Below are 22,469 nucleotides of genomic sequence, written 5' to 3'. Positions count from 1 at the left end.
GCATGGCGGGTGTCGCCGGTCATCATGCAGACTCGAACGCCGTCCTTTAACTGGTGGGTAACGCAGACTTCGCCGGGGGGTTTTGTGACGCGTGACAATGAACGGGTCAGCGCTCAGGGGCCGTTGGCCATCGCGGGGCGCCCGGTGGCGGTGCGGCTGCGGGCCCGCGTCCCCGCATTGACCACCCGGGTGGTCGCCCGTCTTCTCAGTGACCTCCCGGTCTACGCGGAGCTGCCGCACGAGGAGATAGCGGGAGACATCGCGGACATCGTCCAGCACAACCTGCGGCTCTTCGCGGACGTCCTCGAACACCGCAGGGCCGCCACCGACGGCGAACTCGCCCAGCAGCGCGACTCGGCCGCCCAGCGCGCCGAGGAGGGCGTGCCGCTGGACGCCATCCTCACCGCCTACCAGGTGGGTGTCGCCATGTGCTGGGAGGAGACCGCGCGGGACGCCGGGCCCGGGGACCTGCCCGCCGTGCTGGAGATCATGGACCGCATCCTCGTCCTCCAGCAGCAGCTGACCTCCGCGGTGAGCGGCGCCTATCTGGAGGCCCGGCAGATCCTGGACAGCCAGGAGCACGGCGGCCGGCACGCGCTGATGGCCGCGCTGCTGACCGGTGAGGACCTGGACGGCTTCACCCGCCGCACCGGCCTGCGCCCGGCCGCCCGCTATCTGACGATGGCCCTCGCGCTGGCCCCGCACCCGGACGAGACGGGGGCCGGCCTGCCGCAGGGGCCCGGGGCCGGGGTGGCCGCCCGGCGGAAGATACGGCGCATCCGGACGGCCCTCGACCGGTTCGCCGGGACGCCCGCGCTGACCGCCCTGGACGCGTCCGGCGGCACCGTGCTGCTGCCCGTCGCGGAGCCGCCGCCGTGGGACGGGCCCGGCGGGCTGTGCGGCCTGATCGCCGAGGCGACCCGGGCGGCGGGCGTCCCCGTCACGGCCGCCGCCGAGACCGCGTCACCGGACGGGGTGCCGGCGGCGGTGGCCCGCAACGCCGAGATCGTGGACCTGGTGGCCCGCACCGGCCGGGCCCCCGGCCTCTACCGGCTCGCCGACGTGCTCCTGGAGTACCAGCTGAGCCGGCCCAGCGAGGCGCTGCGCGGGCTGGCCGGGCTGCTGAGCCCGCTGGACGCCAAGCCGGAGCTGCTGCACACCCTGGAGACGTACCTCGGGCACGGCCTGGACCGCCGGGCCGCGGCGGCGGCGCTGCACGTCCACCCCAACACCGTCGACTACCGCATCCGCCGCATCGACCGCCTCACCGGTCTCTCCCCGGCCCGCCCCGCCGACCTCCAGCACCTGAGCGCGGCCCTGGTGGCGCGCCGCTCGGTCTGAGGGACCGTGTCCGCGCGGAGCGGTCAGTGGATGGTGCTGAAGCTGCGCCAGGGCCGCGCGTTCGGCGCGTTGACGTCCGAGAAGGTGGTCGCGAGGTACGTGGTGCCGGGGCCGGTGCAGTCGGGCGTCCGGTACAGCACGATGTCGACCAGGGTCTCGTTGGCCACCTCCTTCGCGCCGGCCGGGGCGAGCCGGTGGCAGCCCTTGACCGAGGGGCTGTTCACCTCGACCACGGCGTCCCGCTCGGTGGTGTAGATGACCGGGCCGACCGCGGTCCGGCCGAGGCCCGAACAGCCTGCGACGGTGAGGGTCAGGAGCACGGCCTGGGCGGCGATGCCGAGCCGGCGGCGTCGGCGGTCGATCACGGGCATGGGCGCATCCTCGTCTGTCTCGTCACCACGCACACCGCGGGTGCACGTGCCGGTGCCGCTCACCCTGCCCGCTTCCCCGGGTCCCGGCATCCGGGAAGCGGCCGGGCGGGGGAGCGCGGCACCACCGGGCGTACGCGCAGGGGTTCGACCCGGAGCGGAACCGGGCATACCGTGGTAATAGCGCACGAAGAGGTGCGATGCCGAGGGCCGGGGTCGTCCGGCCGGCAGGGGGCCGTCATGGTCCAGGACCTCTTGATCGCGGTGGTCGCTGCAGCGGCGGTGGGCGCCCTGTACCTGGCGGCGGCCGCCAGGGTCGTCAGGCAGTACGAACGGGGCGTGGTCCTCAGACTGGGCCGGCTCCGCGACGAGGTGCGCCCGCCGGGGTTCACGATGGTGCTGCCGGGCGTCGACCGGCTGCGCAAGGTCAACATGCAGATCGTGACCATGCCCGTGCCGGCCCAGGACGGGATCACCCGGGACAACGTCACGGTCCGGGTGGACGCCGTCATCTACTTCAAGGTGGTCGACCCGGCGAGCGCGGTCGTCGAGGTCGAGGACTACCGCTTCGCCGTCTCGCAGATGGCGCAGACGTCACTGCGGTCCATCATCGGCAAGAGCGATCTGGACGACCTCCTCTCCAACCGGGAGAAGCTGAACCAGGGGCTGGAGCTGATGATCGACAGCCCCGCGGTCGGCTGGGGCGTGCAGATCGACCGGGTCGAGATCAAGGACGTCTCGCTGCCGGAGACCATGAAGCGCTCCATGGCCCGCCAGGCCGAGGCCGACCGTGAGCGGCGCGCCCGGGTCATCAACGCGGACGCGGAGCTCCAGGCGTCCAAGAAGCTGGCCGAGGCGGCCTCCGAGATGTCCGCCCAGCCGGCGGCGCTCCAGCTGCGACTGCTCCAGACCGTGGTGGCCGTGGCGGCCGAGAAGAACTCCACCCTGGTGCTGCCGTTCCCGGTCGAGCTGCTGCGGTTCCTGGAACGGGCGCAGCAGGGGCAGCCGGGGCCGCCCGCCCCCGAGTCCCCGCAGCCCCCGGACCCGGCCGCGCGGCCCCCGGACCCCCGTACGCCGGACGCGCGTCCGGCTGCCCCCTCGAAGCCGTACGCCCCCCACTGACCGCTCCACGCGGTTGTTCTCCGGCCTCCGCCCGACCCGTACGAGCTGCGGGAGCGGCGGCGGCCGGGCCCTTGTCCGGGGCGTTGTCAGACCCCCCGCCTAGACTCGCCGAACAGAGGGATCGGTACGGACGATCCGTGCTGACCAGGCACGAAGCGCGCGAGGGGAGGAACCGATGAGCACCGCACCGCCGCCGCAGGACGCGGACGGCAGCCGCCTGCTGCGCTGCGCCGCCGTCTTCCTGCCCGGTACGCCGCCCCGCCGGGGGCGCGTCGCGTTCTGGGACCCGCTCGATGCCCCGCTCCCCGAGACCGAAGGCGCCCGGAGCGAGGAGATCACGGTCGTCCGGCCGTACGGCACCGAGGGCGAGGTCCGCCCGCGGGGCGTGCCCGCGCTCCTGCTCACCGTCGCCGAGGCCCTGCCCCTGCTCGCCCGCGCCCGCCACCTGCGCTCCGCCCACCCGGCGACCCGCGCCTGGGGCGCCGCCGCCCTGCACGCCCTGCACCTGGTGGCCGGCGGCCGCATGCTCCCCGGGCTGACCGCCGACGACCACGACGCCTGGCGGGCCGGCCCGCGCGACGCCGGGGACGTCGCCCACCTGCGCGCAGTGGCCGCCGCCCTGCCCTGGGAGGGGCACGCCGTCCCGCTGCCCGACCGGAGCCCGCCCCGGCTGCCCGACCCCGAGGCGCTGATCGGCGCCTTCCTCGACGCCGTCGCCGACACCCTGCCCCGGACGCCCGCCGCCGCGTTCGCCGTGGGCGCCCCCTTCGCGGCGGCCGAGCCCCAGCACCTGCCCGGCGCCCGGGAGTGGGCCGTCGAGGTCGCCTCCGGACTCGACGCCGGGGTCCGGGTGTCGCTCCGCCTGGACCTCTCCGCGTACGAGCTCTTCGACACGGCCGCCCCCGACGCGGCGACCGACCGGACCGCCCGGCAGGCCGCCGCCGCGGTCACCCAGGTCCACAGCCTCGCCGACCCCACCTACGTGGCCGACGCCGCCGCCCTGTGGGCCGGTGAGGCGGGCGAGCCGTTCGGCCCCCGGGCGCGGGTGGACACCGCGCTCGCCCTGCGCCGCGCGGCCCGCGTCTGGGCCCCGCTCGAACGGCTCCTGGACCAGCCGGTCCCCGATGTGCTGGCCCTCGGCGAGGACGAGCTGTACGAGCTGCTGGGCGACGCCGGGAGCCGGCTCGCCGCCGCCGGGGTGAGCGTCCACTGGCCCCGGGAGCTGGCCCGCACCCTCACGGCGGCGGCCGTGGTCAGGCCGGCGCCCGGCACGGCCACGGACGGCACCGCCTTCTTCGACGCCGAACAGCTCTTCGCGTTCGACTGGCAGCTCTCGCTCGGCGACCAGCGGCTCACCGAGGCCGAGATGGACGTGCTCGCCGAGGCCCACCGCCCCGTGGTGCGGCTCCGGGACCAGTGGGTCGTCGTGGACCCCGCGCTCGTCCGCAAGGCCCGCAAGCGGGAGCTGGGCCTGCTCGACCCGGTGGACGCCCTGGCCGTCGCCCTGACCGGCAGCGCCGAGGTGGACGGCGAGCAGGTCGAAGCGGTGCCCGCCGGCGCGCTCGCGGAGCTGCGCAACCGCCTCCTCGCCGACGAGACGGCACTCGCCCCGCCGCCCGGGCTCCACGCCACGCTCCGGGACTACCAGCTGCGCGGCCTGGCCTGGCTGGACCGGATGACCTCCCTCGGCCTCGGCGGCTGCCTGGCCGACGACATGGGCCTCGGCAAGACGATCACCCTGATCGCCCTCCACCTCCACCGCGCCCATCCCGCGCCCACGCTCGTCATCTGCCCCGCCTCCCTGCTGGGCAACTGGCACCGCGAGATCAACCGCTTCGCCCCCGGTGTCCCCGTCCGCCGGTTCCACGGCACCGGCCGCACCCTCGCCGGGGCCGGCCGGGGCTTCGTCCTCACCACGTACGGCACGATGCGCTCCAGCGCCGCCGAGCTGGCCGCCCACAGCTGGGGCCTGGTCGTCGCCGACGAGGCGCAGCACGTCAAGAACCCGCACTCCTCCACCGCGAAGGCCCTGCGCACCATCCCGTCCCCGGCGCGCGTCGCCCTCACCGGCACCCCCGTGGAGAACAACCTCTCCGAGCTGTGGGCGCTGCTCGACTGGACCACGCCGGGACTGCTCGGCCCGCTCAAGGCCTTCCGGGCCCGCCACGCCAGGATCGTGGAGAACACCGGCACGGCGGCGGGCCTCGGCAACGACGAGGCGGTCGAGCGGCTGTCCCGGCTGGTCCGGCCCTTCCTGCTGCGCCGCAAGAAGTCCGACCCCGGGATCGCGCCCGAGCTGCCGCCCAAGACGGAGACCGACCACCCCGTCTTCCTCACCCGCGAGCAGGCCACGCTGTACGAGGCCACGGTGCGCGAGACCATGGCGCACATCGAGGCGTCCGAGGGCATCGCGCGGCGCGGCCTGGTCATGAAGCTGCTGGCCTCGCTCAAGCAGATCTGCAACCACCCCGCGCAGTATCTGAAGGAGGACGCCGCCCGGCTCACCGGACGCTCCGGGAAGCTCGCCCTCCTGGACGAACTGCTCGACACGATCCTCGCCGAGGACGGCTCGGTGCTGGTCTTCACCCAGTACGTGACGATGGCCCGGCTGCTGTCCGCCCATCTGACCGCCCGCGCGATCCCCTCCCAGCTCCTGCACGGGGGCACCCCGGTGGCCGAGCGGGAGCGGATGGTGGACCGCTTCCAGTCCGGCGAGGTCCCGGTCTTCCTGCTGTCCCTCAAGGCGGCGGGCACGGGACTCAACCTCACCCGGGCCGCCCATGTCATCCACTACGACCGCTGGTGGAACCCGGCGGTCGAGGAGCAGGCCACGGACCGGGCCTACCGCATCGGCCAGACCCAGCCGGTCCAGGTGCACCGGCTGATCGCCGAGGGCACGGTGGAGGACCGGATCGGCGAGATGCTGCTCGCCAAGCGGGCGCTGGCCGACGCGGTCCTCGGCAGCGGCGAGGTCGCGCTCACCGAGCTGAGCGACCGCGACCTCGCCGACCTCGTCTCCCTCCGGAGGCCGTCATGAGCCCCGCCCGCCCCGGCGCCCCCCGCCCCACCACCGGACCGCTCGCCGCCCGCCGGGACACCCGCCCGGGCCGCCCCGGCGCCCGCTCCCGCCCCGGCCCCGACGACCTCCGGCGCACCTTCGAGGCCGTCCCGGCGCGCACGTCCGGGCAGGACGAGCCGTTCGCGGAGAGCTGGTGGGGCCGGGCCTGGGTGGCGGCGCTCGAATCCCTGTCGATGGACGGCCCGCGCCTCGCCCGGGGCCGGGACTACGCGGACGGCGGCCACGTCGCCGCGATCACCGTCACACCGGGGCACGTCGTCGCCTACGTGCACGGCAGCCGCCCCCGTCCGTACCGGGCCGAGCTGCGGCTGCGCACCTTCACCGATCCCGACTGGGACACCCTGCTCGACGCGGTGGCCGCCCGCCCCGGGCACCTCGCCGCGCTCCTCGCCAAGGAGATGCCGCACTCCCTGGCCGAGACGGCGACCGATGCCGGGATGACCCTGCTGCCCGCCCCGGGCGACCTCGATCCCGCCTGCACCTGCCCCGACCGGGGCAGGCCCTGCAAGCACGTCGCGGCCCTCAGCTATCAGATGGCCCTCCTGCTGGACACCGACCCGTTCGTCCTGCTCCTGCTGCGCGGCCGGGGCGAGCGCGAACTCCTGGAGGAGCTGGCCCGGCGCAACGCCGCGCACTCCGCCCGGGAGCGGCCCCCCGCCCCCGACACCCCGTCCGTCCCGGCCGCGGAGGCGCTGGCAGCCCGCTTCCTGCCCCCGCTGCCCGCGCCCTTTCCCCCGGACCCGCACCCGGGCCGTCCGCCCGCCTACCCCGTCCTTCCCGGCGCCCGGGACCCGCTGGCCCTGGACCAGCTCGCCACCGACGCGGCGGCCCGCGCCCACGCCCTGCTGACCACCGGCCGCGACCCGCTCGCCGGGCTCACCACCTGGCAGGACGCCGTCCGCCTCGCCGCGGCCGGACCCACCGCCGGGCTCACCGCGACCACCCGCGCCCTGTACCGGGAGCTGGCCTCCGCCACCGGCCGCACCACCACGGACCTGGCCCGCGCCGTGGCCGCCTGGCGGCAGGGCGAGGCCGAGGGGCTTGCCGTCCTGGAGACCCCGTGGGACCCCCCGGCCGGCCCGTTCGACCGCGCCCGTCCGGCCCTCGCCGCCGCCGGCTTCCCCCGCTTCCAGCCGTGGCGCAACCACCTCACGCACCCCGGCGGCGCCGTCCAGCTCCGCTTCGGCCGCGACGGCCGCTGGTACGGCTACGAGTCGGACCCGGGCCAGGACGAGTGGTGGCCGCGCGCCGCCCCGGACCACGACCCGGTCGGCGCCCTCCTGGAGCTGACCGGCGGCTGAGGGGCCCGCTGCTCAGCCGCCGCCCCCGGTCGGCAGCACCGCGTCGACCACGGCAGCGGCGAACCCGGGCGGGACTGCCTCGTTCCTGAGCGCCGCCCGCACCCAGACGGCCCCGGCGATCAGGTCGAGCACCAGTTTCGGGTCGGTCCCCGGCGGCAGCTCCCCGCGTGCGGCGGCCCGGGCGAACACCGGCTGCTCGCGCGCGAACCGGTCCGCGAAGAAGTCCCGGGCCAGCGCGGCCAGCTCGTCGTCGGCCAGCCCGGTCCCCGAGGCCAGGGCCCGCACGACCGCCCGGGTCCGTACGCCGGTGACCAGGGCGGTCACCTGCTCCGTGAGGGCGATCAGGTCCCCGCGCAGCGAACCGGTGTCGGGGATGCCGATGTCCAGTACCCGGGCCCGGAGCAGTGCGGCGCGCAGCAGTGCCGCCTTCGACGGCCACCAGCGGTAGATCGTCGTCTTGTTGACCCCGGCCTCCTGGGCGACGGCCTCGATGGTGAGCCCCGCGTACCCGCGTGCGGCGAGCAGCCGCAGCGTGGCGTCGAAGATCGCCTCGGCGGCGCGGGGGCCCTTCTCGGGGCGGGGGTGCGGGGGAGGGGTGGACATGGCGGCTCCGGAGAAAAATGCAACGCAACGTTGCGTTGCATTATAGGCTGCGGCCGATCACCGGAACACGACACACAGGGGGATGCTCATGACGGACGACCGGGACCCCGGGGTTTCCGCAGCCGTGACCTGGGGGCTGCTGGCCGCCTGGGCGGCCAACGACCTGGAGGAGATCGCCACCATGGCGGGCTGGCACCGGACCGCGCGGCCGAGGCTGAAGAAGCGCCTGCCGTGGGTGCCCGACCGGGTGTGGGACCGGGCGGAGCTCTCGCAGCGCGAGGTGAACACGGCCATCGGCCTGATGGGCGTGCTCATCGCGGCGGCCGCCGCCGACGGGGCGCGCACGGGCGGGCGCAGCGCCTTCTTCCGTACGGTCCTGACCGGATTCGGCCTGCACGGGGTGGTGCACCTCGCGCAGTCGGCGGCGTACGGCGGCTACACCCCGGGCGTGGCCACCTCGCCGACCGTGGTCATCCCGTACTCGCTGTGGGCGCTGCGCAGGCTGCGGGCGGCGGGCATCCCGGTCGGCGGCGTCCGCGAGACGGCGGCCGGGCTGGCGCTCCTTCCGGCCGCCGTGGCGGGCGCGCACGCGGCGGCGAGGGTGCTGGCCCGGCCCCCCGCGGCCGGCGCATGACGCGTTCGGGCGGCGTACACCCGGCGCGGGAGCGCGCCGCCCTCAGAAGTCAGAAGTCGGCCGTCAGCCGCTCCTCCAGCCGGGCCACCGAGTCCTGGGCGTACTCCTTCTCGTAGGCGTTGCGGATGCGCTCGATCTGGCGGCCCCGCACCCGCGCCTCGGAGGCCGGGTAGAGCAGGGTCAGCTCGTAGCTGCGCTCGCGCTCGATGACGCCGTGGGAGTCGCGCCACTGGCCCCGGCCGTCCTGGATGGTCAGCCCGTTCGGGAAGCGCGGGGTGACCTCCTCGTCGATGAACGCGAGGAACTGCCGGTCGGTCACGTCCGGCGCGCCGTCCGGGCGTTCGGTGCCGAAGAGCAGCCGGGTCTCGATGTAGTCCTGCCCCCGGACGGCCCCCACGGCCGGGCGGGGCTCCGGCGAGGCGCCCGAGCCGAGCGTCGCGTACGCGACGGGCGTCCCCACCCCCAGGACGGCGAGAGCCGCCGCGGCGGCGACGAGCGCGGTCCGCCGGCGCGGGCGGCGGTTGTCGGTGGGGCCGGCCGGGTCGCTCGCGGCGGCCGGGCGGGACAGGAGAGGCATGGGGGAGCCCTTCGTTCCGGGTACGGGGAAGGCGCAGACGCGCGGGCCTCACTGTCGCAAGCGGGCCCCGGCGAGGGGCGGCGGAAGCCGGGCGTCACCGGGAAACCACCCGATCGGGCGGGCGTACAAGGGCGCCCGGGAGGGCACCGGCCTTCCGGAAAAACCTTTGGCCCGCGCGCTGTTGGCGCTGCTAGTTTCCTCGGCGTGGCGAAACTCAATCAGATCATCGCAGTGGAGAAGGGCGTCAAGTCCAAGGCGCACCAGGACCTGACGGCGGCGCATCACGGCCTCCAGAAGGCCGGACTCCTCGCCGGGATCTCCCGGACCTACCAGCCGAAGGACGAGGAGGGCGAGCAGCTGCCGCCCGAGTCGACGCTGGTGCAGGTCAAGGCCGAGGACGTGCTGCGGGAGACCGCCAAGACGCTCACCCGGCTGTTCGACGTGACCGCCACGAAGGACTGGGCGAACTGCGCGGCCCGCGCCGATGTGACGGTCGACGGCCGGGTCCTGGTGAGTGACGTGCCGGTGTCCTACCTGCTCTTCCTGGAGAAGCAGCTCGTCGACCTCAACACCTTCGTCCGCAAGCTGCCGGTGCTCGACGCCGCCGAGGCGTGGACCCAGGACCCGTCCACCGACGCCTGGAAGACCGAGCCGGTCCGCACCCTGCGGACCAAGAAGGTGCCCCGCAACCACGTGAAGGCGGAGGCCACCGAGAAGCACCCGGCGCAGGTCGAGGTGTACTACGAGGACGTGCCGATCGGCTACTGGACGACCGTGAAGTTCTCCGGGGCGCTGCCCGCGCGCCGGGTCAACGAACTGCTCGACCGGGTGGAGAAGCTCCAGCAGGCCGTCAAGTTCGCCCGCGAGGAGGCCAACGGCGTGGACGTCACGGACCAGAGGGTGGGTGACGCCGTATTCGGTTACCTCTTCGGGTGACCGACCATGGATTCCCCGGCGGCGGTCGAAGCCGTCGGGGTGCGCGAGGAGCGCAAAGCTGAAACTGAAGTTTGTCGTGACGAAGCGGTTCCGGTGGAGGTTCGAGTCCTCCCCCCGGCACTTCCGTGCACCACGCACGGGCACGCGCCGGGGTGGCCCAACTGGCAGAGGCGGACCGCTGTGAATCTCAGACTCTCGCTCCAGGCTCAGCATGCGCCGCCTATCGCCGGATCAAACGGGCCCGTGCCCGTGGGCGTCGAGATGCCGGTTCGACTCCGGCCCGTGGAGCTTCGGTCCGCGGTCGTCTAAAGGCAGGATGCGACGACATCAAACTGACACGGGACCTTAAACGTGCCGGTGTGCGACAGCAGGCGGCAACACAGGGCTCGGGGGCCGGCTACGCCCCCGGGCCCGCTCCGCGTCCGGCGCCGGCTCACTGCCGGTAGCCCGCCAGGAACCGTCCGATGCGGCTGATCGCGGCGTCGAGGTCGTCGGCGTGCGGCAGGGTCAGGATGCGGAAGTGGTCGGGGCGCGGATAGTTGAAGCCGGTGCCCTGGACGACCTGGATCTTCTCGCGCAGCAGCAGGTCCAGGACGAACTTCTCGTCGTCCACGATCGGGTGCACCTGGGGGTCGATGCGTGGGAAGGCGTACAGCGCGCCCTTCGGCTTCACACAGGACACGCCCGGGATCTCGTTCAGCTTCTGCCAGGCACGCTCGCGCTGCTCGTACAGCCGGCCGCCGGGCACGACGAGTTCCTTGATCGACTGCCGCCCGCCGAGCGCGGCCTGGATGGCGTACTGGGCGGGCGCGTTGGGGCACAGCCGCATCGAGGCGAGCATCGTCAGCCCCTCCAGATAGCTGCGGGCGTGCTGCTTCGGGCCCGACACCACCATCCAGCCGGAGCGGAATCCGGCCACCCGGTACGTCTTCGAAAGGCCGCTGAAGGTGAGGCAGACCAGGTCGGGGGCGAGCACCGCCACGCTGTGGTGCTCGGCGTCGTCGTAGAGGATCTGGTCGTAGATCTCGTCGGCGAACACCATCAGGCCGTGCCTGCGGGCCAGGTCCAGGATGTCCTGGAGGACCTCGCGCGGATAGACGGCCCCGGTCGGGTTGTTGGGGTTGATGATCACCACGGCGCGGGTGCGGTCGGTGATCTTCGAGGCCATGTCGGCGACGTCGGGGTTCCAGTCGGACGACTCGTCGCACGTGTAGTGCACGGCATTTCCGCCGGCCAGCGTCGTCACCGCGGTCCACAGCGGGTAGTCCGGGGACGGGATCAGCACCTCGTCGCCGTCCTCCAGGAGCCCCTGGACGGCCATCGAGATGAGTTCGGAGACGCCGTTGCCGAGGAAGACGTCGTCCACGCCCACCTCGGTCAGGCCCATCGCCTGGTAGCGCTGGACGACGGCGCGGCGGGCGGACAGGATGCCGCGCGAGTCGGTGTAGCCGTGGGCCCGCGGGAGCATCCGGATCATGTCCTGGACGATCTCCTCCGGCGCCTCGAAGCCGAACAGGGCCGGGTTGCCCGTGTTGAGCCGGAGCACGCTGTGGCCCGCCTCCTCCAGGGCGTTGGCGTGCTCGATGACGGGGCCCCGGATCTCGTAGCAGACCTCGTTGAGCTTGCTGGACTGGCGGAATTCCATGCGGTGCCTCCCCGACCCGATTGCGATACTTGGTTTTACCAAGTTCGGGCTTGGAAAGTCCAACAACATGTCTAGACTGCGTCGCATGCCACGTCAGCCACAGCCCTCGACCCGCCCGGCCCGCCGCCGGAGTTACGACCAGTTCTGCGCCGGCGCCCGGGCGCTGGACGCGGTCGGTGACCGGTGGACGTTGCTGATCGTCCGTGAACTGCTGGCGGGTCCCCGGCGTTACACCGATCTCCACGCCGACCTGCCCGGCGTCAGCACGGACGTCCTGGCCTCCCGGCTCAAGGACATGGAGCAGGGCGGCCTCGTCACCCGCCGCAAGCTCCCGCCGCCGGCCGCCGCCACGGTGTACGCGCTCACCGCTCGCGGGCACGGACTGCTGCCGGTCCTCGCCGCGCTCGCCGAGTGGGGCGCCCCCGCGCTGGCCGAGCGGCGGCCCACGGACGCGGTCCGGGCGCACTGGTTCGCGCTCCCGCTGCTGAGCGCCCTGAAGGGGGCGGCCACGGGCGTGCTCGACGTCCGTCTGGACGAGGGCGAGTTCCACATCCGTACGGGCGAGGTGACGGCCGGTGAGCCGGTGTACGGCGACGGGCCGGCCGCCGACGCCGACGCGCGCATCGTCCTCGACGCGGAGCTGTGCCTCGCGCTGGGGCGCGGCGAGCCGACGTTCGCGGAGGCGGTCGGCGACGGCCGGATCGAAGTGCACGGGGACGGCGCGCTGGCCGAGGCGCTGCGCGGTCGCTGACGGCCGCCCCGGGTTGGGCCGGATGCCGATGGCGTGATTCCCGCGTGCCCGTTCCGGGTAGCGTCGGGACATTTGCGACGGCCGTGACACCCGACGACGGGAGAGACGCGTGAAGACCGACGTACAGCGGGGGCTGACGGGGCGGCAGGGACGAGCGGGACGGCGGGGGCGGCTGGGCCGGGCACTCGTCACCGCGGCGGGCGTGGCCGCGCTCGCCTTCGTACCGACGGCCGCCGGTGCCACGCCCGGCAGCGGGGTGACCGCCACCGTGGTCGCCAAGGGCACCTCGTCCGGCCCGCTGCGGGTGAGAGCGCCCGAGGGCCGGGCCGACGTCACCTTCAGCACCGCCACCATCGCGCCGGGCGGCTCCACCGGCTGGCACACCCACAGGGGCCAGCTGATCGTCGTCGTCAAGTCCGGCACGCTCACCCGCACCCTGGACGACTGCTCGGTCGAGGTGACCCCGGCCGGCACGTCCTTCGTCGAGCCGGCGGGGAGGAACCACCGCCACATCGGCCGCAACCTGGGCAGCGAGCCCGTGGTCCTCTGGGTGACGTATCTGCTGCCCGAGGGCAGCGCGCTCTCCGACGACGCCGAGGCGGTGGAGTGCCGGCCGGGGAAGTGACCCCTCGCGGGGCACTCGCCCGCCGGCCCGCCGTCAGCGGGCGAGTGTCTCGCCGTACGCGCCGAGACCGGCGATCACCAGCCCGTCGCGGAGGGTCAGCACCTCGTACACCCGGCCGCCGATCTGGTTGCGGTAGTCGATCACCAGCGTGTCGACGCTCGCCCGGACGTCCATCACCTCGAACTCCAGGTCCGGGATGAGTTCGAGCCCGCGCGCCCAGTACGCCCGCAGGGCGTCCTTGCCGCGCACGGTCCCGGACGGATCGCCGGTGAACCGCGCGATCATCGGGGAGCTGAAGGTCACGTCCTCGTGGTAGTGCGCCAGGATGCGTTCCAGGTCGCGGGAGTTCCAGTCGTCCTGCCAGCGCGCCGCGAACTCCCGGGCGAATTCAAGATCCATGGCCGTGACCGTAACCGCCGGGGCCGTCTCCGGCGGCGGGATTCCGGCATCCGGTCGCCGGGCGGGACGCGCGATGATGGACGGGTGCGATTCGAAGCGATCACCTGGGAACGGCTGACGGACGCGCTCGCCGCGCACGCCGACGCGCGGGAACCGGCCGACGGCGGACCCTGGCTGAAGATCGCCGTCGACGGAGCCCCGGCCGCCCGCCCCGGAGACCTGGCCGAATCCGTCGCCGACGCGCTGCGGCTCCGGGGCCGCGCCGTGCTCCCCGTGTCCACCGCCGGATTCCTGCGGCCGGCGAGTCTGCGGTACGAGTACGGGAAACGGGACCCGGACTCGTACTTCGGCAGCTGGTTCGACACCGGCGCCCTGTGGCGCGAGGTGTTCGGCCCCCTGGAACAGGGCGGCAGCGGGCGGGTGCTGCCCGACCTGTGGGACCCGGCCACGGACCGGGCCACCCGCAGCCCGTACCGGCGGCTGCCGGAAGGCGGGGTGCTGATCCTGCACGGGCCGCTGCTGCTCGGCCACTGGTTCCCGTTCGACCTCGCCGTCCACCTGCGGCTGTCGGCGGGTGCGCTGCGCAGGCGCACGCCGGAGGACGAGCTGTGGACCCTGCCCGCCTTCGCGCGGTACGAGGAGGAGGTGGCGCCCGCCGACAGCGCGGACGCGGTGGTGCGCGCGGACCACCCGGAGCACCCGGCGTGGACCGGGCTGCGGTGAGACGCGCGGGTCCGGGTCCCGTCACTCACCCGGCAACGCCGGCCGCCCGCCCACCGTCGTGACGGCCTCCGCTCCCGCCCGGCACCCCGCCGCCGCGGCCGCCGCGTCGTCCGCGCCCGCCAGCCGGGCCGCGAGGAAGCCGCCGGTGAACGCGTCGCCCGCCCCGGTCGAGTCCACGGCCCGCCCGACCGGCTCCGCCGGGACCCGGCCGGTCACCGCGCCCCCGCTGGCGAGCAGCGCCCCGCCCTCGCCGAGCGTCACGACGACCCGGCGGGCGGGCATGCTCAACTTGGCGGCCGCGTCCGCGGGGTCCGGCAGGCCGGTGAGGAGCCGGGCCTCGTCCGCGTTGGGCAGCAGCAGGTCCGCCCGCTCGGTCAGGGCGAGGAACCGGTCGACACCGAGCCCGGCCAGGAAGCCCGCCGACGCGGGGTCCACGCTCACCGGAACGTCCCGCCGTACGGCCTCCCGCAGGGCCAGCAGGGCCGTCGCCCGGCTCGTACCGGCGAACAGCAGATAGCCCGACAGGTGGAGATGGGCGACCCCGTCGAGCAGCGCGGGCGACCAGTCGTCGGGGGAGAGCCGCAGCACCGCGCCGCTGTCGGTGAGGAAGGTGCGCTCGGCGGCGGCGTCCACCAGGGCGACGACGGTCGCGGTCGGTGCCTCCTCGTCCACCGCGAGCAGCCCGCGCACCCCGGCCCGCCGCAGCAGACCGCGGTGCCAGTCCGCCGAGTCCGCGCCCACCCGGGCCAGCAGCCGCACGTCCCGGCAGCCCGCGTGCGCCGCCCAGCAGGCCACGTTGGCCCCCGCGCCGCCCGCCCGGGTCCGGATCACGGCGGCCGTGTCCGTGCCGTGGGCGAGCGCCGATCCGTGCCGGGCCACCACATCGGTGACCACGTCCCCGACGACGAGGAGACCGCCGCTCACCGCGCCGCCCAGGCGGTGGCGATCCGGGCGGCGAGCGCCACATTGCCCCGGACCGCCGCGAGGTTGGCCTCCAGTGAGGCGCCCCCCGTGCGCCGCACCAGGTGGTCCAGCAGGAACGGCGTGACCGCCTGCCCCGTGACCCCCTGCTCCCGGCACGCCTCCAGCGCCTCGGCCAGCACCCGGTCGTGCAGACCGGGGTCCAGCTGCTCCTCCTCCGGCACGGGATTGGCCACGATCAGCGCGGCCCCGGGGCCGCCCAGCGCGTCCTGGGCCCCCATCACCTCGGCGACCTCTTCGGGCGAGGTGACCGTCCAGTCGACCGGCTCGCCGGAACTGCGCAGGTAGAACCCGGGGAACGTCTCCGTGCCGTAGCCGAGCACCCCGACGCCCAGCGTCTCCAGGCGTTGCAGCGTGGCCGGGACGTCCAGGATCGACTTCACGCCCGCGCAGACCACGGTGATCCCCGTCCGCGCCAGCAGCCGCAGGTCCGCGGACTCGTCCTGCGTCTCGGTCCAGCCCCGGTGCACCCCGCCGAGACCGCCGGTCGCGAAGACCCGCAGCCCGGCCCGGGCCGCCAGGAACGCGGTCGCCGACACGGTCGTCGCCCCGCTCGCGCCGGCCGCCAGCGCCGGGGCGAGGTCGCGGTGCCCCAGCTTGCGCATCCCCGGGTCCTCGGCCACCCGTTCCAGCTCCGCCTTGTCCAGCCCGACCCTGGCCCGCCCGTCCAGCACCGCCACGGTCGCGGGCACGGCCCCCGCGGACCGTACGAGCCCTTCCAGCTCCCCGGCGACGCGCAGATTGCGGGGCCGGGGCAGACCGTGGGCGATGATCGTCGACTCCAGGGCGACGACCGGCCGGTGTCCGGCGAGGGCGGCCCGCACCTCTGCGGAGAGGACCGGCGCGTAAGGGGTGGCGTCGAGGGGCGCGTTGAGTGACATGTCCACATCCCTGTCGCGGGTGGGCGGGGCTCAAACGTGAGCGGATCCGGGTCGGCTCGGCGAGTGGCGCGAAACGTTCCGTCGGCAGCCGCGCCGGACAGCCCTTAGAGTCGGCCCATGTCTTCCGCGACCGGTCAACCCGCCTCCGCCGTACGTGACTTCTACGACGACCTGGCCTCCGACTACGACCTCATGTACGCCGACTGGCAGGCGAGCATCGAGCGCCAGGGCGCCGCGCTGTCGGGCCTGATCGGCACGGCGCTCGGCGGGGGCGCCGCGTACGACGTGCTGGACTGCGCCTGCGGCATCGGCACCCAGGCCCTCGGCCTCGCCGCGCTCGGGCACCGGGTCACCGGAAGCGACCTGAGCCCCGCCGCGGCGGCCCGCGCCGCGAGGGAGGCGGCCGGGCGCGGCCTGGGGCTGCGCACGGCCGCCGCCGACATGACCCGGCTGCCGTTCGCCGACCGCTCCTTCGACGCCGTCGTGTGCGCCGACAACTCGCTGCCGCATCTGCTCACCCCGGAAGCGGTCGCGGCTGCGCTCGGCGAGATGCGCCGGGTGCTGCGCCCCGGCGGCGTCCTGCTGGTCTCCACCCGGCCGTACGACCGGCTGCGCAGCGAGCGGCCCGCCTCCACACCACCGCAGCTCAGGGAGGAGGCCGGTGGCCGGGTCGTCACCTTCCAGCTGTGGCACTGGCGCCCGGACGGCGAGCGCTACGACCTGGAGCACTTCCAGCTGCACCCCGCGGCGGAGGGGGGCGACGGCTGGGACGTGCGCACGCGCCGCACGACGTACTGGGCGCTCACCCAGGACCAGCTCACCGGATACGCCCGAGGAGCCGGTCTGACGGAGCCCGCCTGGCACGGCCCGGCGGACACGGGCTTCTTCCAGCCGGTGCTGGTCGCGCACCGGCCGGGCGCGGCCCCGGAGCCCGACTGACAGCACCGCTCAGAACAGCGGCTCGGGCAGCACGCCCTCCAGCGCCAGCAGCCGCCGCTTGGTCTCCAGGCCGCCGCCGAAGCCGCCTATGCCGCCGTCGCTCTCCACCACCCGGTGGCACGGCACCACCACCGGAAGGGGATTGGCCCCCATCGCCGCGCCGACCGCCTGGGCCGCGCCCGGCTGCCCGACCCGCTCGGCCAGGTCCCCGTAACCGGCGACCGCCCCGTACGGCACGCCCCGCGCCAGTTCCTGCAGCACCTGGCGGTTGAAGCCGGCGGTCAGCGACCAGTCCAGGTCGAGCGAGAACTCCCGCAGCGTCCCCGCGAAGTACGCCGCGAGCTGACGGGCCGGCTCGGCCAGCCGGGCGGAACCGGGCGCCTCGACCGGCTCCGCGCCGAGCCGCCCGCGCAGCCGGTCGAGCGCCCCGTCCCGTATCTCCGGGCGGGCGTGGAAGACCACGCCGACCAGTCCGGTCTCCGTCGCGGCCAGCATCAACGGACCGATGGCGCTCTCGACGACGGTCCACTCGACGACCCCGTTGCTGTCCATGCCACCACCGTACGGCCGCCCACTGACAACGGGCCCGGGCCGCCTCAGCCCCGCGTGGCCGCGCGCACCACGTCGGGGGTGTTCGTGATGATGCCGTCCACCCCCATGGACTCGACCCGGCGCGCCGCCGCCGCGTCGTTCACCGTCCACGGGTTCACCCGGAGCGCCTTGCCGTGCGGGCCCTTCAGGGCGTGCACCGCCGTCACGTAACCGCCCGACAGACCGGCGTACGAGGGGTTGATCTGGTCGGTGAACGCGGCGTACGCGGGCAGCTCGGAGACGGCCGGGGCGCCGAGGAAGCCGGTGACCACGTCCGGGCGCAGCGAATGCACCGTACGCACGCTGTCGGCACCGAAGCTCTGGATCACCAGGCGGCGCTGGACGTGGCCCCGGTCCAGCCAGCCCTCCTCGCCCAGCACCCGGAGGGTCGCCCGCTCGATCCCCGGGTAACTCTCCGGGCTCTTGATCTCCAGCAGGAGGTTCTGGCCGTTGCGCCCGAGCCGCTTCAGATACTGGCGCAGGGTCGGCACCCGCGTCCCGGCGTACGCGGACCCGAACCAGCCGCCCGCGTCCAGCCGGGAGATCTCGGCGGCCGTGAAGTCCTTGACCGCCCAGGGCGCGCGGTCCGGGAAGACCTCCTCGGCGTTCGTCGTCCGCCTGAGGTCCGTGTCGTGGATCACGACCACCACCCCGTCCCTGGTGAGCTGGACGTCGTTCTCCACCCAGGTGAAGCCCAGGGCGTCGGCCCGGTCCACGGCCGGGAGCGTGTTCTCGGGGGCGTACGCGGAGGCGCCCCGGTGCGCGTAGACGCGCGGGTGGTCCGCCGCGGCGTCGGCGGCCCGGCGGACCGGGGCGAGCTGCTGGGCCGGGTGCCGGGGCAGCGGGGTGTCCGCTACCGGGGTGCCCGGATTCGACATCAGCAACGTGCCGGCGCCCATGACGGCGGCGGCGGCGACGGAGGCGGTGGCGGTGCCTGCGTACACGTGGACTCCTTGCGTCAGAGTTGCGGACGGCCCGAGCGTCCCAGCCGCCCCCGAACGGGGGACAGGCGAAGGATGGCCACCGTGTGAACGCACCTCGGGGACCGCGCCACGCGCCGTCGGCACGGTCGATAAGATGCGGCACTTCTGTTGTGTCTGCCGGGCCTTGCGCCCGGACGACAGGCCCTGGGATCGTCCTGACCCGGGCTTGCTGCTGCGAAGGGCGTACAAGGATGCAGGGCACGATCGACGGCTTCAGCTACGGGGCGGTGACCCCTGCGGCGGCGTTCCTCATGGCATGCCTCGGCGCGGCGCTGGGCCTGCGCTGCACCACGCGGTCACTGCGTACCGAGCGTTCCTTCAGGGCCGGCTGGTTGGCTCTCGGGGCGACCTCCATAGGTTCGGGCATCTGGACCATGCACTTCATCGCGATGGTGGGCTTCTCCGTCGAAGAGGTGCCGATCGGCTACGACAGACCGATCACCTTCGCCAGCCTCGCCGTCGCGATCGTCATGGTCGGCATCGGGATCTTCCTGGTCGGGTACCGGGGCGCCACCCGCATGGCCCTGGTGACGGGAGGCACGATCACCGGACTCGGCGTGGCCTCCATGCATTACCTCGGCATGGCCGGGATGAGGCTTGATGGGCAGTTCGAGTACGACACGGTCACCGTGGCGCTCTCCGTGGTCATAGCCGTCGTCGCCTCGACCGCCGCGCTGTGGGCCGCCGTGTCCATCCACGGCTTCCTGCCCAGCCTCGGCGCCAGCGTCGTGATGGGGGTCGCCGTGAGCGGCATGCACTACACCGGCATGGCCGCGCTCCGGGTCCACCTGCACCCGTCCGCCACGACCGCGGCCCACGCCCCCGGCGACAGCGCCGGCTCGCTGCTGGTGCCCATGCTGCTCGGCCCCGCCTGCTTCCTGGTGCTGGCCGCCGTCGTCGTCATGTTCGACCCGCTGGTGGTCATGGGCACGCCCGACTGGGACGACCCGCGCGCCGCGCGGACGCCCGGCGTCCCGGCCCCGCGCCAGGTGCCGCGCTTCGGCACGTACGCCGACCCGGCCTCCTTCCACTCCCGCCCGCGCGACGCCGTGGAGCCCGCGGACTGGTGAACCGGCCCCGTTGTCAGTGGCGGGTCGTACGGTGGTTGCATGCGGCCAGTCTCGAAGATCGAACGTACGGTGGCGCCTTTCGAGGTCGTCAGCCCCTACCAGCCCAGCGGCGACCAGCCCGCGGCCATCGCCGAGCTGGAGAAGCGCGTCCGCGCGGGTGAGAAGGACGTCGTGCTCCTCGGTGCGACCGGCACCGGTAAATCCGCGACCACCGCGTGGATGATCGAGAAGCTCCAGCGCCCCACGCTGGTCATGGCGCCGAACAAGACGCTCGCCGCCCAGCTGGCCAACGAGTTCCGCGAGCTCCTGCCCAACAACGCCGTCGAGTACTTCGTCTCGTACTACGACTACTACCAGCCCGAGGCGTACGTCCCGCAGTCGGACACCTACATCGAGAAGGACTCCTCGATCAACGAGGAGGTCGAGCGGCTGCGCCACTCCGCGACCAACTCGCTGCTCACCCGGCGCGACGTCGTGGTGGTGGCCTCCGTCTCCTGCATCTACGGCCTCGGTACGCCGCAGGAGTACGTCGACCGCATGGTCCAGCTCAAGGTGGGCCAGGAGATCGACCGCGACCAGCTGCTGCGCCGCTTCGTCGAGATCCAGTACACGCGCAACGACCTGGCCTTCACCCGGGGCACCTTCCGGGTGCGCGGCGACACCATCGAGATCTTCCCGGTCTACGAGGAGCTGGCCGTCCGCATCGAGATGTTCGGCGACGAGATCGAGGCCCTGTCCACGCTGCACCCGCTGACCGGCGAGGTCATCAGCGAGGACCGGTCCCTCCACGTCTTCCCCGCCAGCCACTACGTGGCGGGACCCGAGCGCATGGAGAAGGCCGTCAGCGGCATCGAGCGGGAGCTGGAGGAGCGCCTGGCCGAGCTGGAGAAGCAGGGCAGGATGCTGGAGGCCCAGCGGCTCCGCATGCGCACGACGTACGACATCGAGATGCTCCGCCAGATCGGCACCTGCTCCGGCGTCGAGAACTACTCGATGCACTTCGACGGCCGTGCCCCCGGCACCGCCCCCAACACCCTCCTCGACTACTTCCCGGAGGACTTCCTCCTGGTGCTGGACGAGTCGCACGTCACGGTGCCGCAGATCGGCGCCATGTACGAGGGCGACGCCTCCCGCAAGCGGACCCTGGTCGACCACGGCTTCCGGCTGCCGTCCGCCCTGGACAACCGCCCGCTGAAGTGGGAGGAGTTCCTCCAGCGGATCAACCAGACGGTCTACCTCTCCGCCACCCCGGGCACCTACGAGATGTCCCGGAGCGACGGCTTCGTGGAGCAGATCATCCGCCCGACCGGCCTGGTCGACCCCGAGGTCGTCGTCAAGCCCACCGAGGGCCAGATCGACGACCTGGTGCACGAGATCCGGGCGCGCACCGAGCGCGACGAGCGGGTCCTGGTCACCACGCTCACCAAGAAGATGGCGGAGGACCTGACCGACTACTTCCTGGAGCTCGGCATCCAGGTCCGCTACCTCCACAGCGACGTCGACACGCTGCGCCGCATCGAGCTGCTGCGCGAGCTGCGCTCCGGCGAGTACGACGTCCTGGTCGGGATCAACCTCCTGCGCGAGGGCCTGGACCTGCCCGAGGTGTCGCTCGTGGCCATCCTCGACGCCGACAAGCAGGGCTTCCTGCGCTCGGGCACCTCGCTGATCCAGACCATCGGCCGCGCGGCGCGCAACGTCTCGGGCCAGGTCCACATGTACGCGGACAAGGTCACCCCGGCCATGGCGCAGGCCATCGACGAGACCAACCGCCGCCGCGAGAAGCAGATCGCCTACAACACCGAGCGCGGCATCGACCCGCAGCCGCTGCGCAAGAAGATCAACGACATCGTCGCCACCATCGCGCGTGAGGAGGTCGACACCGAGCAGCTGCTCGGCACCGGCTACCGCCAGGGGAAGGAGGGCAAGGCACCCGTGCCCGTCCTCGGCAAGCACGCCGTCCCGGGCGACGGCAAGGCGGCGACGGCCGGGAAGTCCGCCAAGGCGGGCAAGGCGGGCCGGGACACGGCTGCGGTCACCGACCGCCCGGCGACCGAACTGGCCGGGATCATCGAGGAGATGACGGACCGGATGCGCGCCGCCGCGGCCGACCTCCAGTTCGAGGTCGCCGCCCGGCTGCGCGACGAGGTGGGGGAGCTGAAGAAGGAGCTGCGCCAGATGCGCGAGGCCGGTCTGGCCTGACCGGGCGGTCCGGGCCGGGACCGCATGTTGCAGGACCGACACAAAACGGCCCAGGCCCTCCGCGCGGGTGACACCACTGCGTAGGGTGCTGGGAAACCGCACAAGGAACGGTTGCGGGGAATGCGGAGAGGGGACAGCGCGTGACGGTCAATATGACCAAGGGTCAGGCCATCAGCCTGCAGAAGAGCGACGGGGGGACCCTGACCGCGGTACGGATGGGGCTCGGCTGGCAGGCGGCACCGCGCCGCGGTCTGTTCGGCTCGCGCACCCGGGAGATCGACCTGGACGCTTCGGCCGTCCTGTTCGCCGACAAGCAGCCGGTCGACGTCGTGTTCTTCCGGCACCTCACCAGCGACGACGGCTCGGTGCGGCACACCGGGGACAACCTCGTGGGCGGCGCCGGTTCCGGCGGCGACGACGAGGCGATCCTCGTGGACCTCCAGCGGGTGCCGGTCCACATCGACCAGATCGTCTTCACGGTGAACTCCTTCACCGGCCAGACGTTCCAGGAGGTGCAGAACGCCTTCTGCCGCATCGTGGACGAGACCAACGGCCAGGAGCTCGCCCGCTACACGCTGGACGGCGGCGGGCAGTACACCGCGCAGATCATGGCGAAGGTGCACCGCGCGGGCAACGGCTGGAAGATGACCGCCATCGGCACCCCGGCCAACGGCCGCACCTTCCAGGACCTCATGCCGGCGATCCTGCCGCACCTGTAGGA

At 73.8% G+C, this 22,469-nt stretch carries 22 protein-coding genes and 1 tRNA gene; 14 read left to right on the top strand and 9 right to left on the bottom strand.

Annotated elements, in window-relative coordinates; translation table 11 throughout:
* The first annotated feature begins 123 nt into the window (after positions 1-123).
* Complete coding sequence (locus ACFUJY_RS13675; RefSeq protein WP_383298637.1) at positions 124-1,341, top strand: PucR family transcriptional regulator; 1,218 nt, start codon at positions 124-126, stop codon at positions 1,339-1,341.
* Between the two features lie 23 nt (positions 1,342-1,364).
* Here ACFUJY_RS13675 and ACFUJY_RS13670 read toward each other — a convergent pair whose 3' ends face one another.
* Entirely contained in the window at positions 1,365-1,712 is a 348-nt protein-coding gene (locus ACFUJY_RS13670; protein WP_383298333.1) for a hypothetical protein, read from the bottom strand.
* A 237-nt stretch (positions 1,713-1,949) separates the two neighbouring features.
* Between ACFUJY_RS13670 and ACFUJY_RS13665 the strand changes: the two genes are divergently transcribed.
* The 3 genes from ACFUJY_RS13665 (at position 1,950) to ACFUJY_RS13655 (ending at position 7,211) form a co-directional block, all read left to right on the top strand.
* The gene (locus ACFUJY_RS13665; RefSeq protein WP_383298331.1) at positions 1,950-2,831 is read left to right on the top strand and encodes a slipin family protein; all 882 of its coding nucleotides are present in this window, start codon (positions 1,950-1,952) and stop codon (positions 2,829-2,831) included.
* Between the two features lie 175 nt (positions 2,832-3,006).
* The gene (locus tag ACFUJY_RS13660; protein WP_383298329.1) at positions 3,007-5,868 is read left to right on the top strand and encodes an SNF2-related protein; all 2,862 of its coding nucleotides are present in this window, start codon (positions 3,007-3,009) and stop codon (positions 5,866-5,868) included.
* Complete coding sequence (locus ACFUJY_RS13655; RefSeq protein ID WP_383298327.1) at positions 5,865-7,211, top strand: SWIM zinc finger family protein; 1,347 nt, start codon at positions 5,865-5,867, stop codon at positions 7,209-7,211. Before ACFUJY_RS13660 ends, ACFUJY_RS13655 begins: the two co-directional genes overlap by 4 nt.
* Before the next feature lie 12 nt (positions 7,212-7,223).
* On the opposite strand, the gene ACFUJY_RS13650 is transcribed toward ACFUJY_RS13655, so the two are convergent.
* Complete coding sequence (locus tag ACFUJY_RS13650; protein ID WP_383298326.1) at positions 7,224-7,814, bottom strand: TetR/AcrR family transcriptional regulator; 591 nt, start codon at positions 7,812-7,814, stop codon at positions 7,224-7,226.
* Between the two features lie 88 nt (positions 7,815-7,902).
* On the opposite strand from ACFUJY_RS13650, the gene ACFUJY_RS13645 reads away from it, so the two are divergent.
* Positions 7,903-8,448 (top strand): HXXEE domain-containing protein, encoded by a 546-nt coding sequence (locus ACFUJY_RS13645; RefSeq protein WP_383298324.1) that lies wholly within the window; start codon positions 7,903-7,905, stop codon positions 8,446-8,448.
* Positions 8,449-8,497: 49 nt separating this feature from the next.
* Here ACFUJY_RS13645 and ACFUJY_RS13640 read toward each other — a convergent pair whose 3' ends face one another.
* Positions 8,498-9,025, bottom strand: a complete 528-nt coding sequence (locus tag ACFUJY_RS13640; RefSeq protein WP_383298322.1) for a DUF3574 domain-containing protein — start codon at positions 9,023-9,025, stop codon at positions 8,498-8,500.
* A gap of 204 nt (positions 9,026-9,229) precedes the next feature.
* Here ACFUJY_RS13640 and ACFUJY_RS13635 point away from each other — a divergent pair, with 204 nt between their 5' ends.
* Entirely contained in the window at positions 9,230-9,961 is a 732-nt protein-coding gene (locus ACFUJY_RS13635) for a hypothetical protein (protein WP_383298320.1), read from the top strand.
* A 33-nt stretch (positions 9,962-9,994) separates the two neighbouring features.
* Positions 9,995-10,081, top strand: a tRNA-OTHER gene (locus ACFUJY_RS13630).
* A 313-nt stretch (positions 10,082-10,394) separates the two neighbouring features.
* On the opposite strand, the gene ACFUJY_RS13625 is transcribed toward ACFUJY_RS13630, so the two are convergent.
* The gene (locus ACFUJY_RS13625) at positions 10,395-11,606 is read right to left on the bottom strand and encodes a pyridoxal phosphate-dependent aminotransferase (RefSeq protein ID WP_383298318.1); all 1,212 of its coding nucleotides are present in this window, start codon (positions 11,604-11,606) and stop codon (positions 10,395-10,397) included.
* Between the two features lie 85 nt (positions 11,607-11,691).
* Between ACFUJY_RS13625 and ACFUJY_RS13620 the strand changes: the two genes are divergently transcribed.
* Both ACFUJY_RS13620 and ACFUJY_RS13615 read left to right on the top strand, forming a co-directional pair.
* Positions 11,692-12,357 (top strand): winged helix-turn-helix transcriptional regulator, encoded by a 666-nt coding sequence (locus ACFUJY_RS13620; protein WP_383298316.1) that lies wholly within the window; start codon positions 11,692-11,694, stop codon positions 12,355-12,357.
* 109 nt (positions 12,358-12,466) lie between these two features.
* Positions 12,467-12,982 carry a cupin domain-containing protein gene (locus ACFUJY_RS13615; RefSeq protein WP_383298314.1) on the top strand — a complete coding sequence of 172 codons (516 nt, stop codon included), beginning with the start codon at positions 12,467-12,469 and terminating at the stop codon, positions 12,980-12,982.
* A gap of 33 nt (positions 12,983-13,015) precedes the next feature.
* Here ACFUJY_RS13615 and ACFUJY_RS13610 read toward each other — a convergent pair whose 3' ends face one another.
* Positions 13,016-13,381 carry a nuclear transport factor 2 family protein gene (locus ACFUJY_RS13610; protein ID WP_383298312.1) on the bottom strand — a complete coding sequence of 122 codons (366 nt, stop codon included), beginning with the start codon at positions 13,379-13,381 and terminating at the stop codon, positions 13,016-13,018.
* Between the two features lie 84 nt (positions 13,382-13,465).
* Between ACFUJY_RS13610 and ACFUJY_RS13605 the strand changes: the two genes are divergently transcribed.
* Positions 13,466-14,104 carry a uridine kinase gene (locus tag ACFUJY_RS13605; RefSeq protein WP_383298310.1) on the top strand — a complete coding sequence of 213 codons (639 nt, stop codon included), beginning with the start codon at positions 13,466-13,468 and terminating at the stop codon, positions 14,102-14,104.
* Between the two features lie 21 nt (positions 14,105-14,125).
* On the opposite strand, the gene ACFUJY_RS13600 is transcribed toward ACFUJY_RS13605, so the two are convergent.
* Both ACFUJY_RS13600 and ACFUJY_RS13595 read right to left on the bottom strand, forming a co-directional pair.
* Positions 14,126-15,028, bottom strand: a complete 903-nt coding sequence (locus ACFUJY_RS13600; protein WP_383298308.1) for a carbohydrate kinase family protein — start codon at positions 15,026-15,028, stop codon at positions 14,126-14,128.
* On the bottom strand, positions 15,025-15,966 hold the full coding sequence (locus ACFUJY_RS13595; RefSeq protein ID WP_383298306.1) for a pseudouridine-5'-phosphate glycosidase: 942 nt from the start codon (positions 15,964-15,966) through the stop codon (positions 15,025-15,027). Before ACFUJY_RS13595 ends, ACFUJY_RS13600 begins: the two co-directional genes overlap by 4 nt.
* A gap of 117 nt (positions 15,967-16,083) precedes the next feature.
* Between ACFUJY_RS13595 and ACFUJY_RS13590 the strand changes: the two genes are divergently transcribed.
* On the top strand, positions 16,084-16,905 hold the full coding sequence (locus ACFUJY_RS13590; protein ID WP_383298304.1) for a class I SAM-dependent methyltransferase: 822 nt from the start codon (positions 16,084-16,086) through the stop codon (positions 16,903-16,905).
* 9 nt (positions 16,906-16,914) lie between these two features.
* Here the strand turns inward: ACFUJY_RS13590 and ACFUJY_RS13585 are convergent, their stop codons facing one another.
* A complete protein-coding gene (locus tag ACFUJY_RS13585) occupies positions 16,915-17,457 on the bottom strand; it encodes a methylated-DNA--[protein]-cysteine S-methyltransferase (RefSeq protein ID WP_383298303.1) in 543 nt (180 codons plus the stop codon).
* Positions 17,458-17,501: 44 nt separating this feature from the next.
* Positions 17,502-18,440 carry a glycerophosphodiester phosphodiesterase gene (locus tag ACFUJY_RS13580; RefSeq protein ID WP_383298301.1) on the bottom strand — a complete coding sequence of 313 codons (939 nt, stop codon included), beginning with the start codon at positions 18,438-18,440 and terminating at the stop codon, positions 17,502-17,504.
* Between the two features lie 230 nt (positions 18,441-18,670).
* Here ACFUJY_RS13580 and ACFUJY_RS13575 point away from each other — a divergent pair, with 230 nt between their 5' ends.
* From ACFUJY_RS13575 to ACFUJY_RS13565, 3 genes are all read left to right on the top strand, one after another.
* Entirely contained in the window at positions 18,671-19,549 is an 879-nt protein-coding gene (locus ACFUJY_RS13575) for an MHYT domain-containing protein (protein WP_383298299.1), read from the top strand.
* A 39-nt stretch (positions 19,550-19,588) separates the two neighbouring features.
* On the top strand, positions 19,589-21,748 hold the full coding sequence (gene uvrB / locus ACFUJY_RS13570; RefSeq protein WP_383298297.1) for an excinuclease ABC subunit UvrB: 2,160 nt from the start codon (positions 19,589-19,591) through the stop codon (positions 21,746-21,748).
* A gap of 140 nt (positions 21,749-21,888) precedes the next feature.
* Entirely contained in the window at positions 21,889-22,467 is a 579-nt protein-coding gene (locus ACFUJY_RS13565; RefSeq protein WP_361029331.1) for a TerD family protein, read from the top strand.
* Positions 22,468-22,469 lie beyond the last annotated feature (2 nt).

This window comes from Streptomyces sp. NPDC057249 (assembly GCF_042669245.1).
Classification (GTDB): Bacteria; Actinomycetota; Actinomycetes; order Streptomycetales; family Streptomycetaceae; genus Streptomyces.
This window is presented reverse-complemented; position numbering and strand designations above follow the sequence as displayed.

Excerpts from the sequence above, each read along its gene's own strand:
- ACFUJY_RS13670 (WP_383298333.1), bottom strand. The coding sequence starts at position 1,712 with ATGCCCGTGATCGACCGCCGACGCCGCCGGCTCGGCATCGCCGCCCAG.
- ACFUJY_RS13665 (WP_383298331.1), top strand. The coding sequence starts at position 1,950 with ATGGTCCAGGACCTCTTGATCGCGGTGGTCGCTGCAGCGGCGGTGGGC.
- ACFUJY_RS13660 (WP_383298329.1), top strand. The coding sequence starts at position 3,007 with ATGAGCACCGCACCGCCGCCGCAGGACGCGGACGGCAGCCGCCTGCTG.
- ACFUJY_RS13655 (WP_383298327.1), top strand. The coding sequence starts at position 5,865 with ATGAGCCCCGCCCGCCCCGGCGCCCCCCGCCCCACCACCGGACCGCTC.
- ACFUJY_RS13650 (WP_383298326.1), bottom strand. The coding sequence starts at position 7,814 with ATGTCCACCCCTCCCCCGCACCCCCGCCCCGAGAAGGGCCCCCGCGCC.
- ACFUJY_RS13645 (WP_383298324.1), top strand. The coding sequence starts at position 7,903 with ATGACGGACGACCGGGACCCCGGGGTTTCCGCAGCCGTGACCTGGGGG.
- ACFUJY_RS13640 (WP_383298322.1), bottom strand. The coding sequence starts at position 9,025 with ATGCCTCTCCTGTCCCGCCCGGCCGCCGCGAGCGACCCGGCCGGCCCC.
- ACFUJY_RS13625 (WP_383298318.1), bottom strand. The coding sequence starts at position 11,606 with ATGGAATTCCGCCAGTCCAGCAAGCTCAACGAGGTCTGCTACGAGATC.
- ACFUJY_RS13620 (WP_383298316.1), top strand. The coding sequence starts at position 11,692 with ATGCCACGTCAGCCACAGCCCTCGACCCGCCCGGCCCGCCGCCGGAGT.
- ACFUJY_RS13610 (WP_383298312.1), bottom strand. The coding sequence starts at position 13,381 with ATGGATCTTGAATTCGCCCGGGAGTTCGCGGCGCGCTGGCAGGACGAC.
- ACFUJY_RS13595 (WP_383298306.1), bottom strand. The coding sequence starts at position 15,966 with ATGTCACTCAACGCGCCCCTCGACGCCACCCCTTACGCGCCGGTCCTC.
- ACFUJY_RS13590 (WP_383298304.1), top strand. The coding sequence starts at position 16,084 with ATGTCTTCCGCGACCGGTCAACCCGCCTCCGCCGTACGTGACTTCTAC.
- ACFUJY_RS13585 (WP_383298303.1), bottom strand. The coding sequence starts at position 17,457 with ATGGACAGCAACGGGGTCGTCGAGTGGACCGTCGTCGAGAGCGCCATC.
- ACFUJY_RS13575 (WP_383298299.1), top strand. The coding sequence starts at position 18,671 with ATGCAGGGCACGATCGACGGCTTCAGCTACGGGGCGGTGACCCCTGCG.
- uvrB (WP_383298297.1), top strand. The coding sequence starts at position 19,589 with ATGCGGCCAGTCTCGAAGATCGAACGTACGGTGGCGCCTTTCGAGGTC.